This is a genomic window from Populibacterium corticicola (assembly GCF_042683685.1).
Classification (GTDB): Bacteria; Actinomycetota; Actinomycetes; order Actinomycetales; family Cellulomonadaceae; genus Timonella; species Timonella corticicola.
Window position 1 is genome coordinate 461643 of the sequence record NZ_JBHUOP010000002.1, and the last position, 12054, is coordinate 473696.

Annotated in this window: 9 protein-coding genes and 1 riboswitch; of the genes, 4 read left to right on the forward strand and 5 right to left on the reverse strand. The window is 60.7% G+C overall.

Translation table 11 applies throughout. The features are described 5' to 3' along the window. Positions 1–74: 74 nt before the first annotated feature. Positions 75–1196: an acyltransferase family protein gene (locus ACFSYH_RS05755; protein WP_377465720.1), complete on the forward strand. Its 1122-nt coding sequence runs from the start codon at positions 75–77 to the stop codon at positions 1194–1196. Positions 1197–1275: 79 nt separating this feature from the next. Here the strand turns inward: ACFSYH_RS05755 and ACFSYH_RS05760 are convergent, their stop codons facing one another. Then, a complete protein-coding gene (locus tag ACFSYH_RS05760; protein ID WP_377465721.1) occupies positions 1276–2523 on the reverse strand; it encodes a polysaccharide pyruvyl transferase family protein in 1248 nt (415 codons plus the stop codon). Positions 2524–2775: 252 nt separating this feature from the next. Between ACFSYH_RS05760 and ACFSYH_RS05765 the strand changes: the two genes are divergently transcribed. Then, the gene (locus ACFSYH_RS05765; RefSeq protein WP_377465722.1) at positions 2776–3855 is read left to right on the forward strand and encodes a GNAT family N-acetyltransferase; all 1080 of its coding nucleotides are present in this window, start codon (positions 2776–2778) and stop codon (positions 3853–3855) included. Between the two features lie 113 nt (positions 3856–3968). On the opposite strand, the gene ACFSYH_RS05770 is transcribed toward ACFSYH_RS05765, so the two are convergent. The 3 genes from ACFSYH_RS05770 to ACFSYH_RS05780 are packed head-to-tail and all read right to left on the reverse strand — an operon-like array spanning position 3969 to position 7769. Beyond that, positions 3969–5000 (reverse strand): ABC transporter ATP-binding protein, encoded by a 1032-nt coding sequence (locus ACFSYH_RS05770; RefSeq protein WP_377465723.1) that lies wholly within the window; start codon positions 4998–5000, stop codon positions 3969–3971. Then, positions 5000–6733 carry an ABC transporter permease gene (locus tag ACFSYH_RS05775; RefSeq protein ID WP_377465724.1) on the reverse strand — a complete coding sequence of 578 codons (1734 nt, stop codon included), beginning with the start codon at positions 6731–6733 and terminating at the stop codon, positions 5000–5002. The genes ACFSYH_RS05770 and ACFSYH_RS05775 overlap by 1 nt, the downstream gene beginning before the upstream one ends. After that, positions 6714–7769 carry a thiamine ABC transporter substrate-binding protein gene (locus tag ACFSYH_RS05780; RefSeq protein WP_377465725.1) on the reverse strand — a complete coding sequence of 352 codons (1056 nt, stop codon included), beginning with the start codon at positions 7767–7769 and terminating at the stop codon, positions 6714–6716. Before ACFSYH_RS05780 ends, ACFSYH_RS05775 begins: the two co-directional genes overlap by 20 nt. A gap of 75 nt (positions 7770–7844) precedes the next feature. After that, positions 7845–7946, reverse strand: a riboswitch (TPP riboswitch). A gap of 176 nt (positions 7947–8122) precedes the next feature. On the opposite strand from ACFSYH_RS05780, the gene ACFSYH_RS05785 reads away from it, so the two are divergent. Next, complete coding sequence (locus ACFSYH_RS05785; protein ID WP_377465726.1) at positions 8123–8386, forward strand: DUF4235 domain-containing protein; 264 nt, start codon at positions 8123–8125, stop codon at positions 8384–8386. Positions 8387–8496: 110 nt separating this feature from the next. Here the strand turns inward: ACFSYH_RS05785 and ACFSYH_RS05790 are convergent, their stop codons facing one another. Further along, positions 8497–10545 carry a beta-galactosidase gene (locus ACFSYH_RS05790; RefSeq protein WP_377465728.1) on the reverse strand — a complete coding sequence of 683 codons (2049 nt, stop codon included), beginning with the start codon at positions 10543–10545 and terminating at the stop codon, positions 8497–8499. A 480-nt stretch (positions 10546–11025) separates the two neighbouring features. Between ACFSYH_RS05790 and ACFSYH_RS05795 the strand changes: the two genes are divergently transcribed. Next, positions 11026–12033, forward strand: a complete 1008-nt coding sequence (locus tag ACFSYH_RS05795; protein WP_377466098.1) for a LacI family DNA-binding transcriptional regulator — start codon at positions 11026–11028, stop codon at positions 12031–12033. The last annotated feature ends 21 nt before the right edge of the window (positions 12034–12054 follow it).

The window sequence follows — 12054 nt, forward strand, 5'->3', positions numbered from 1 at the left end:
CGCGGCAGCCCACGTGTTGGGAGCGATCATAAGCGAGCGAAATTTTGCCTGGTGAACCGCAGCAGCAAAAGACTGTGACTTCGACCAACTCCACGGGGGATACCGCAGCAGCCCTGAAGGACCCCGACACATCAGTCCAGGCCGAACCGACGCTCCCTCAGCCGCTCAATACAACCGATGGGCAGGCAAAGACAGAGAAGGTTCGCGACCCATGGCCTGACAACGCCCGTTTCATCGCGGCCGTACTGATCGTGGTGATGCACTTTGCGGTCGAGGTGATTGAACGCTCGGACCTGGTGAAGAATCTGTTCTTCGCCACCTGGCCCATGCGGGTTCCTCTCTACGCGCTGTTGGCCGGCTATTTCTCCAGTGCTGCCCCAATCACCTCAAAACGTGGGATTGTGCTGCTGAGAAACGTTCTCTTCGTGTACTTGCTCTTCGAGTTCCTTCAGACCGTGCAGAAATGGGCACTCAACGGGAAATTCGATTTCAACCCAGGAACCCCCTCCTTTGCGCTGTGGTTCCTGCTTTCCCTGTTCTTCTGGCGGCTATCGCTACCGCTTCTTTCGCGCATCCGTTGGATCATCCCCCTCTCAATCGTGGCAGCTCTCCTAGTGGGTTATGCCTCCCAGATGGGGCCTGAACTATCCGCGAGCCGTACGGTCGCCTTTCTCCCGATCTTCCTTGTTGGCTGGAAGCTTCGCGAGATTGGCTTGCACAAGACGCTGGATCGGGTGTGGGTACGAGTGGCCGCAGTGGCTTTCTATGCGTTCTGGTTTACCTACGTTGTCTACAACGTCGACGACCTCAAACGGCGCTGGTTCTCGATGACACGGCCGTACCGTGGAGATGACCTCGACCACGAGATGCTCATGCGCGCCATGGTTTTGACGGTAGGTATCCTCGGTGCGCTGGCCTTGCTCGCCCTGGTTCCCCGCACGAAACTGATGTGGATAACATATCTGGGTTCCGGTTCCATGTACATCTATCTGCTGCACCCGCTGATCGTCCGTCAGTTTGGCTACCACGGCTACTTTGACACCCTCGACTCGCGAGCAGAGGTGCTTTCGATGCTTGCTGGCTCGGCGCTCATCGGAACGCTTCTGGCGACACCGCCCGTGCGAAAGATACTCAAGCCGCTGGTTCAGCCGACCTACACGTGGCTGTTCCACACCGACGAGCGAAAAACCAGGTAGCGCCTCGTAACAGATACGACAAAGGGCTTGCCTCCAACTCATCAATCGTGAGGTCGGAGGCAAGCCCTTTGTTGTTCAATCAGTTGTTTGGGGCACCCGAGTTTATCTTCGCCTTACGCTCAATCCACCGCACGTAACGTGACTGCGATGCAGGTCGTTCAGCGCCGATCTTCTTCCCAGCGGCGATTCCGGCATCAAATGCCGGAGCCTCACCCCTGTCCGTGTCATAGATGGTTGTCAGGTTGTTTGCGTGCAGGAACTCGATGAAGTTATCGAATCCGTCCTGCATGAGGGTGTTGAACTGAGTGTAATCAGTTTTCTCGACCAGATCCCCGGCGAGAACCGGTGCAGCGTCCTTGTCGTAACGCGTGTAGGGGATGCCGTGGAAATCCGCAAGTTCGGTGGTGCGTGAGTCGTGCGCGAGCAGGTGTGCTGGCGTGCCACCGAGAATCGAGGCGATGTTGCCGTGCAGTCGGGCACCAAACGTGAAGTCGATGTTCTTGAACGACTCGATCCATCCCCATGGGTTGGAGTAATACAGCACCGAACGCTTCGCATACATGGGGTGTCCAGTGTGGACGGGAGTACCGAGGTTGACCTTCTCCAGGTCGTATTGATCCTTACCCGTGAGGATCATGCGAGCCGATGCGGCGTCTTGTGACGGTGACGTGAGCCGCGGGTACGCCTCCATGTTGGCAGCAATCACACGGTCAATGTTCGCAACACGGTAATCGATGTTCATTGACACCCGGGAGAATCGATTGAGTTTCCTTGTGCGATTCTGGATCTGCAGGCCGGGGCCCCAGGTGTACACGGACGGACATCCAATGACGCGGACGCTCTCTGCGGGAATGCCAACGGATTCCAGATATGCTTTCGTGAACGCACCACGTACACCGATCTCGCTGGAACGTTCCAGGATGGCTTCGCAGAAGGCACGAACGGTGGCGTTGTGTTTGTCGGCTTTGGACTGATCCGGCGTCCACAGCCGACCGGTACGCGACATGCGGAAATCTTCGTTGTCCATCGAGTCCGCTGTTGCCTGCGCACCGACTCCAACCAGGGTGACCGGGATGTCTAGCATCTTGATCAACTCAGTGAACTGCGTCAGTTGCTTCCCGTATGAGGCACGGAAGGAGTTGGCCATGGGGATGACGAAGTGATCGTAGTTCTCGTTGATACGAGCGGCCTCAGCGACGAGATCCGGTTCCCGATAGACCGTATATGCACCGAACCTCAGGTCATTCGCACTTGAGGCAAGGGTTCGGGCCACACCGTTTCCATACAGCAGGTTTCCCGCGTTTCCGCCCATCCTTCGGGTAGACAAGGTTCGTTTGTATACCTTCAGTGGGTCCTGTGCAGTCCTAATCAAGATACGGTTCATCGGCTACCTTTGCTGTGTACGAACGGGAGAACGTGGCTGTGTCCCCTATAGTTTCGCACGATATGCCGTTGGTTCCCCGTTTCGATACCAGCAGTTCACAGGGTTTCCCCACCTGGAGGTGCGAGACGCTGCCGTACAACGTATCCGGGAAATAAACTTGACCGACTGCCCGTGAACAGGCACAGGATAGAGGTCATGAGCATTCTTATAGCGCGTACCATCGCAGACCCATCCGTCAATGGCCCAGAACACGACGTGATGCTTGCGGTGCACCAGTTGATGACAGATGACTCCCTACAAACCCTCGGGCACACCGACTTTGTGGATTCACCGCAGGCCCGTGCCACCGCGCTGGAAAAGCAGGACTACTCGGCCCGTGTCCCTCTGGTCATTGAGCGCGATGAGAAGGTGGTCGGTTACGCACTGATCAGTATGCCGCTCAAGGACAACAAACACCTCGCCTATGTTGACGTTGTTGCGCTGAACAACGAATACGAGATTCACGAGTTCGGTCTCGAAGCCGCAGAGAAGGTGGCTCGGGAGCATGGGCGAACGGTTCTGAACGCCTACTACGCGCACGGCCGCGAGCCTGAGGTGGGCGACCCACACCGGCTGGAGTCGCCTACCGGGATCGGTGCCGTGGATAGGACCGACCCTGAGGTTCGCGCACTTCTTGAGGCTGGCTGGAGCATCGAGCAGACTGAACGCTATTCGGTTCTGGATTTGCCGGTGGATCCGGAGAAACTAGCCGAGTTGGAGCACGAGGCCGTGTCGAGGGCTGACTCCACTTACCGCCTCGTATCGTGGCAGGATCACAGCCCCGAGGAGTTCATCGATGGCCATGCGGCGCTACAGCAGGCCATGAGTACGGATGTCCCCTCTGCGGAACTCGAGATCGAAGAGACCGTGTTCGATGCGGAGCGTATTCGGAAGTTTGAGGACCGTATTGCAAGGATGGGCCGGGGGTATCTTGCGGTTGCGGCCCAACACAGGCAGACGGGCGAGTTGGCGGGTTTCACTCGCGTGGAGTACATGTCTGACCGCCCCGAAGTAGTGATCCAGGAGGAGACCCTGGTCCGCGCAGGACATCGTGGTCACCGGATCGGCATGTGGGTCAAGGCGGCGATGCTCCGCCAGCTCCCGGAGGTCCGTCCTCAGGCAGCGCGCCTCCACACGTGGAACGCTGGTGAAAACTCGTACATGCTGAACATCAACGTTGCCCTCGGTTTCACCAAGCGCGGTATCGAAAGCGCCTGGCAGAAGAAACTCGATTAGCCCTGCTCTCTGCGCCAAGACCGTTCACCCCGGGTACCGGGTGGGCGGTCTTTGTGTATCTGCTGTGACGCCTTGGTGGCGGGCGAGGTCGAGCAGATGGCCAACGCGGAACGCTAGCGATTGACGCGGATGATCCGCACGCCCTGACCTGGTTCCAACCGTACCGCGTCCGCGAGTACGGTGAGTGTCCCGACTCCGGGCACATTGACCCGAGCGACGGCACGCCCAGACTGGAAGAATCTGTCGGCAACGATTCCCGCGTATTCTGTGGGGCCGGTTGGCGCGTGGCTTGAGATGTCGGCATGCTGCTCGCTGGCACTTGGGCCGCTCCGTTGCCCGAGCCTGTCGGCGAGAGCCATCGCCTCGTCGGCGGGATAGGTTTCCACAACCTCGAAGTCACAGGGTGCATAACCCTCAAAGGGCTCCTCCCGCACAACGACCTCGTAACCGAGGAACTCTGCGATCTCACGGCTCGATGGATGCCGCCACAGGCGTTCCGGCGCGTCGATCTGAACGATCTTGCCTGAGCGCATCACGGCTACACGATCACACACGGTGAATGCCTCATCCTGATCGTGGGTCACGAAGATCGCGGTGGTACCCGTGGCGTGCAGGATGGAGCGGACATCCACAGCCAGCCGTTCGCGCAACTCGCGATCCAGGGCTGAGAGGGGCTCATCGAGAAGCAGGAGCCGCGGATGCGGTGCAAGCGCCCGCGCCAACGCAACCCGTTGTTTCTCGCCACCGGAGAGAGTCGTGACGTTGCGCGTCCCGTAGCCAGCGAGTCCAACCAGTTCGAGCAGTTCCTCCACCCGCCTTTCCCGTTCCACGCGTGAAATGCTGCGTGCGAGCCCGTAGGCCACATTCCGGGCGACCGACAGGTGTCCAAAGAGCTGCCCGTCTTGGAACACGAACCCGAACTCACGTCGGTGGACGGGAACCGTCCGCATGTCTTGGCCGGACCAGGTGACGGACCCACTCGACAGTGGCGCAAGACCAGCGACAGCGCGCAATAGCGTAGATTTTCCGCACCCACTGGGACCAAGCAACCCCAAGATCGCCCCCTGCGAGACCCCAAAGCTCACGTGGTCCACGGCCACGAAATCGCCAAAGCGAACCGAGAGATCAGTAACGTCGAGGACCATCAGAACTCTCCTGCACTGGTTGTTCGAAGCCGTTCCGCTAGCATCATCACGGCGGCTGAGAAGACGGCGAGGATCACGGATGCAGCCAGGGCCATGCCGTAATTCTCTGCGCCTGGTTTGGAGATCAGTCTAAAGATCACAATAGGAAGCGTTGCGGTGTCGGGCCGCGAGAGGAATGAGGTTGCACCGAACTCACCAAGCGAGACGGCAAACGACATACCTGCGGCCAGCCCGAGTGCGCGGGCCGCGAGCGCCCAGTCGATGGTCAATGCAACTCGCCAGGGCGGCGCGCCGAGCAGTGCGGCGACTTCGCGTTGGCGCGGATCGATTGCCCGCAGCACGGGGAGCACGGTCCGAACCACAAGTGGAACCGCCACAACGGCTTGGGCAATGGGTACGAGCCACGGGTTCGAACGCAGGTCGATGTCCAGTCCAAGGGGTTGGTTCATCGTGATCAGGAAACCGAACCCAACCGTGACTGCGGAGACTCCGAGCGGCAACATGAACACGTTTTCAAGCCCGGTCAAGGCTGCGCGGCCACTGCGTGAGGCCGCACGACGGGACACCACGTAAGCGACCAGACCGCCAATGCTCAGGGCGATGACTGAGGCGTAGAACGCGATGACCACGGAGTTGTAGAGAGCCTCCCACACCGTGACACCAAGGGTTCCCGACGAGCCGGAGGCACTCGATCCGGTGGTGCTCAGTGCCCGAAAGTTGTCGAGGGTCCAGGTATCCCCCCTGCGGAACGCGGACATCATCAAGTTCACGAGCGGCCAGGCGATGAGCCCCGCCCCCACTAGGAGGGTGACGAGTACGGCGAGCCAGTCTCGTCGGAGACTACTCAGGTTCAACCGCTCCGTACGGGCCTGCGCCGGGGCGAGGTCAAGCGCCTGTTCTCGTCCTGCACGGGCTCGCGAGGTCATCCACAGCGACACCGCGATGACTGCGAGTTGCAGAATTGACAGCACCGCTGCGGCGCGGAGGTCGAGAAACTGGACCGTCTGCATCCAGATCTCGGTTTCGATCGTGCCGTATCCCTGTCCACCCAGGACCATGACGGTTCCAAATGCTGTGGCGCAGAACAGGAACACGATGGCAGCGGCCGAGGTGATGGCCGGAGCGAGTTGCGGGAGCGTGACCGTCAGAAAGGCACGCGTCCGCGACGCACCAAGGGTCCGGGCCGCCTGCGCTGCGCGAGGATCGATCTTTTCCCATAGACCGCCAACGGTACGCACGACCACAGAGTAGTTGAAGAACACGAGAGCAGCGAGGACAGCCCAGAAGGTACCGTCGAGTCCAAGCCCGCCAAGCGGACCTGATGTGGCGAACAGCGCTCGGAAGGCGACACCCACCACCACGGTGGGCAGCACGAACGGCATGGTCACGAATCCACGGGCAAGCGTGCGCCCTGGGAACGAGCAGCGGTAGAGCACATAGGCTCCCGGGATCCCAAGCAGCAGGGAAACCACCGTACCGGCAATGCCCTGCCCCAGAGTGATTCCAACCAGGCGCCAGGTGCGCGGCCTCGACAACACCTCGAAGAAGCCCGACAGATCGAGCGTTCCGTCCTCGAAGAACCCGCGCCCCACCAGCGCGACGACCGGCCACGCAAAGAAGAACGCCAAGAAAAGGAGCGGGACCGCAGCGGCCCCACCCCACACGAGGAAGCGGTGCAGGCGGGTCCGCAAACGCGGACCCACCTCAAGGGAGTTAGCCAAGAATCTCGGCACTCCACTCCTTGATCCAGTCGTCACGCTTCTGGTCGATCAGCGCTGGGTCAAGTGTCGCGGGGGCGTCCGGTACCGGGGCGAAGGATGCCCATTCCTCGGGTATCTCGGCGGTCTCGGAGACGGGGTACATGTACATGGTCTCGGCGATAGTGGATTGGAACTCGTCGCTGATCAGGAAGTCGATGAACGCCTGTGCTCCCTCGGGGTTTGCGCCGCCGGTCAGGACACCGGCGTATTCAACCTGGCGGTAGCAGGTACTCATGAGCGTCTCGGTGCTTGTGCGCGAGCCGTCCTCGGTAGCGGTGAAGGCTGGCGACGATGCGTAGGACAGTACGACTGGTCGGTCGCCGCCCGAGAATGAGAAGTCAACGTAGTAGGCGTCTTCCCAGCCGTCCACGATCTTCAGCCCGTTGTCCTTGAGCTGTTTCCAGTAGTCGAGGTAGCCGTCCTCGCCGTACTTCGCGATGGTTGCGAACAGGAATGCCAGGCCAGGCGACGAGGTGGCCGGGTTGGTCACGACCGCGCTACCCGCGTGGGCCTGGTTGAAGAACCCGTCCTGCTCGAGTGGTTCGGCGAGGTCCACGGTTGCGTAGTAGTCCGAGTCGATGTTCAGGCACACGTCACCGAAGTCGATTGGGGTGAGTTCGCTGCCGCCTGACAGTCGCAACTCAGCGCCGAGGGCACCCTCCGTGGCGGGAACGTATTCCTCGAACACGCCCTCGGATAGCGCACGCGATGCGAACGTGTTGTCCACGCCATAGGCGACGTCTCCCAGCGGTGCGTCCTTGGTGAGCACGAGTTTGTTAACAAGCGCTCCGCCGTCGCCATTGGTGACGACCTCCAGCGTGTAACCGCTCTGCTGTTCAAACTGCGCTTTAAGTTCATCGGACAGTTGGAACGAGTCGTGCACGACCACGCGCACAAGCGAGTTCTCCGGAGCGTCGTCTTGGGGTTCTGCCATGCAGGCGGTCAGCGACAGCACGAGTACGGATGCGGTGGCGGTCCGCACAAAAGTGGTGAATGATGGCGTTGCCATTCTTCCTCCTTAGAGAAACCGCAGTGCATCGGCGGCTTCGAAATATAAAGGAGGGGTTCCATACGCGTACACGTATGGCGAGATAGCCCGACTCCCTACGCCGGTGTTACCCGGATCAGGTTCGAGGGTCTGCGTGAAGCACTCTCAGCGCACGGGTGCGCTCCCCTGTCGTACCGGGCCAGTCTAGTGAAGCCTGGTTCGGGGATGCAAAGTTGGCTCTCGCTTCGAGACAACCACACACGCCTAACGAGCCTGAGTATTTATTTGCTTTTCGGGCCTGTTGCAGGTCGCATCAGCTACACCCAGCAGATACCGTTGATGACAGCACAGTAAGCGACTATCAGGGAGTGTCCATGGACAACAAGCAATCCACCACAGAGAAGATTTTGGCTATCGGCATTTCGTTTGCCGCTGGCTGGATCGCACAGAAGGTCGTGGAGAAGGTATGGGACAAGTCCACCGGTGGCCTTTCCCATTCGCTTGACGACGATGATGCGCGGATCGCTTCAATCGTCACCTTCTCTGCGGTGTCGGCTATCGCCGCGACGCTCACGCAGGTTCTGGCGAAGCGCAGTTCCGCCAAGGTTGTTCGCCGCATCGCGGCACCCAAGTCTTAAACACGACGGTCTGTGGGCTTTTTCGTCGTTCTGTGGGCAACAAGCCCACAGAACGACGAAAAAGCCCACAGGCCGTCACTTGTACCAGCGCTCGGAGTCCTGTGTTCCAGCTACTCTTGCACGACCACGACCTCAGCTGCCGGAACGGTGATGCTGCTGGAAGGTGCGGACTCGTCGCCAATCAGGCTTGGACTGCGCCGCGGCGTGTAGTCAACCTGTTCGACCGTGTGGTTTATGAGGAACGTGAAGCGCTGCCCTGACTCGCTCACGCGCTCAACCACCTCGAAGTCAGCGGGCAGATCGCGGCGGGCCGTGACGCCTGCGTCCTCGTACAGCGCGCCAACGAAGTTACGCAGGTCCCCACCCATCACACGAGACGAGATATACCAGGCACTTCCCTGCCCAAACTCGTTGCGGGTGATCGCGGCACCATCAGGCTTTGGTCCGTCCACGTAGGTCGCCACAGGTTCGGCGCCGTTGAGCACGATGTCATCGGCCCACACGGTCCCGGTGTACTGGCCCTCGCCCAACGCACCGGTCGTGGAGATCGAGACGGTTTCGTGCTCACGTAGCGGCAGGAACTCCTCGATGCGCAGGCCAAGTACCTCGTCCACCGCTACCGACAATCCGCCATGCCGCACAGTGTCGTTCTCGTTCACGATGCCTGAGAAGTACGACACCGCAAGCACTCCACCTGCAGCGACATACGATTTCAGATTCTCCGACGCCGCATCGGTCAGCAGATAGGAGGCTGGGGCAAGCACCAACTTGTAACGTGACAGGTCCTGTTCCGGGTGAGCGAAGTCGATCGTGACCTTGTCCTCCCACAGTTGCGTGTAGAACTCAAGGATCCTTTCGCGAGCGTTGGCATCGATGCTTGGCCGCCATTCCAACCCTTGCGCCCACAGCGACTCCCAGTCCCAGAGAATAGCCACGTCAGCGGGAACCGTCGTGCCTGTGACACCCTGCTCCGACAGCTCAGCGAGGCGCGCACCCAGGTCGCAGACCTCGCGGAAGATGCGGGAGTCCGTGCCTGCGTGTGGCAGCATCGCCGAGTGGAACTTCTCGGCTCCGAATCGGGCCGCCCGCCACTGGAAGAACATGATGCCGTCCGCGCCCCGTGCCAGGGTTGCCAGGGAGTTGCGGGCCATCTCAAGCGGCTTCTTGGCAACATTTCGATCCTGCCAGTTCACACCGGAGGTTGAGTGTTCCAGGAGGATCCATGGCTTGCCTCGCGCAATCGACCTGGTCAGATCCGCATCGAGCGAGAGCTTGATCTGGTTCCGTGGATCGGCGGCTTCGAGATAGTAGTCGTTCGAGACGACATCGACTTCCTGCGCCCACGCCCACAGGTCCATGGAGGGGCAGTTGAGCGCCATGAAGTTCGTGGTCACAGGAGCAGTCGAGTACTCCTTGATGATGTCTCGCTCCTGGATGAAGCAGCGCAACACCGCGTCGGATGAGAACCGCGTGTAGTCGAGACGCATCGCCGGATTCGTGACGGTTGCGGAGACTGCGGGGGTTGGTATCTCGTCCCACTCGTAGTAGGTCTGACCCCAGAAGCTGGTGCCCCAGGCCTCGTTGAGGCCGTCGAGGGTGTCATAACGTTCACGCAACCAGATGCGCCAGGCATCCCGCGACGCCTCGTCGTACGAATCGGAGACCGGGGCACCGTACTCGTTGTGGACGTGCCACATCGCGAGCGCGGGGTGGTTCGAGTAGCGTTCCGCGAGAGCGCGGGTGATGTTCGCGCAGGCTCGCAGGTAGTCGGGCGAGGACGGAGCGGCCATTCCGCGCGATCCGTTGGTCATGACGGTACCGTCTCGGTGGACGACACGGGCCTGCGGATACTTTTTGTAGAACCAGGCTGGAGGCGCTGCGGTGGGAGTCGCGAGGTCGACTCGGATGCCACCCTCATGGAGCAGATCGAGCAGTTGGTCGAGCCATTCGAAGTCGAACTCGCCCTCGCATGGTTCGAGCTTCGCCCACGACCAGATGCCCACGGACACCAGGTTCACGCCCGCCTGATGCATGAGCGTGATGTCTTCTTCCCAGATCTCGCGTGGCCACTGCTCCGGGTTGTAATCGCCGCCGTAGGCGATCGTGTCGAGTGAGACGAGGCCCAGGTCATTTGGCTGGAACCGCGGGTCAAAACGCATGTTTCTTCTCTTTCTGCGCACTCGACAGCCATGTCTTGTGCAGTTCGCGTCCGGCTCACACGGGCTCGTGCTGTGCTCGGTCACAGATTGGTTCTGGTTCGTTTAACAACTAGGTAACTACAATTCTGAAGAATTAACAATATGGCTCGCTGTTGAATCTGTGACCGGTCACAGATAGGCTTATTGCAGGATTGGCCCAACCGGTATGTGGTCATTGCCGACGAGCCGGTCGCCTGCCAGCACATCGTTGCGCTGGATCTCGCGGCACGATAGGCAGATGCTGCGGTGGGATCGGCCCACCCGCGATGTTGATGTCAAGGATTGACACGCAGCGGGGCGACGTTGCCCGGCTCAAATCAACCCCGCACCCGGCGATAGCGGCACCACAAAGGTGCGTGATCGTCGGCAATGAGAAGACTCAGCCCGTCGCACCACCGCCAGCCACCCGACATCGAATACAGTTGCACCGTGGAGAAGAAGATGCCAGCACCTGCCAAGAAACGCCCGACCGTGCGCGATGTCGCCGCAGCCGCCGGCGTCTCACGTGGAACCGTCTCCCGCGTCATCAACGGCGGGCACTGGGTATCCGACGAGGCACGCGCAGCCGTCGAGGCTGCCATCAAGGCAACCGGCTACTCCCTCAACCAACACGCGCGCTCGCTTGCAACCGGACGGTCCAACTCGATCGCGTTTCTGTTGACCGAGCCGCAGCACCTGCTCTTCGAGGACCCGACCTTCTCAACCCTGCTACGCTCCTGCGCCGAGGTACTCGGTGGACGCGAGATGCCCATGCTGCTCATGGTCGCCGGAACCGAGAAGGAACGTAAGCGGATCACCGAATACATTTCATCGGGACACGTGGACGGCGTGATCGTGGTGTCGTCCCACCGCAACAACCCTGTCATCGCGGATCTGGTGGCCAAGGGAATTCCAACCGTCGCCTGCGGTGCGCCGCTTGGCCACGAGGACCAGGTCGGGTACGTGGCTGTCGACGAGGTGGGCAGCGCCCGTCGCATCGTCGACTACCTGCGTAGCAAGTACCAGCGCGTCGCAATGATCACCGGACCACTCGACACCCCCGGAGGGCTGTTCCGGCTCGACGGCTACCGCCTCGCAATGGGTTCCGACTACGACGACTCCCTTGTCGCGCATGGCGACTACTCGCGTGCTTCTGGGGCGCAGGCAATGCGCGACCTCATGCAAGGCCGCCCCGACATCGATGCCGTGTTCGCCGCATCCGACCTCATGGCCGTGGGCGCGATGGCCGCGCTACACGCTGCTGGAAAATCGGTCCCCGGCGACGTGGCGGTTGCCGGATTCGACGATCACTCAATAGCCTCAACCTCCAATCCCCCGCTGACCACCATGAAACAGCCGTTCGAACGCATCGCAAGCGAGGTCGTGCGCGTACTGCTTGGCGTCATCGAGGGCGACGAACACGCGGCCGTCATCCTTCCAGCGAACCTGGTTGAGCGCGAGTCGGCGTAATTAACGCATTTCACCTCTTGA

Coding starts and splice junctions, on each gene's coding strand:
- ACFSYH_RS05765 (WP_377465722.1), top strand. CDS start 2,776: ATGAGCATTCTTATAGCGCGTACCATCGCAGACCCATCCGTCAATGGC.
- ACFSYH_RS05770 (WP_377465723.1), bottom strand. CDS start 5,000: ATGGTCCTCGACGTTACTGATCTCTCGGTTCGCTTTGGCGATTTCGTG.
- ACFSYH_RS05780 (WP_377465725.1), bottom strand. CDS start 7,769: ATGGCAACGCCATCATTCACCACTTTTGTGCGGACCGCCACCGCATCC.
- ACFSYH_RS05785 (WP_377465726.1), top strand. CDS start 8,123: ATGGACAACAAGCAATCCACCACAGAGAAGATTTTGGCTATCGGCATT.
- ACFSYH_RS05790 (WP_377465728.1), bottom strand. CDS start 10,545: ATGCGTTTTGACCCGCGGTTCCAGCCAAATGACCTGGGCCTCGTCTCA.
- ACFSYH_RS05795 (WP_377466098.1), top strand. CDS start 11,026: ATGCCAGCACCTGCCAAGAAACGCCCGACCGTGCGCGATGTCGCCGCA.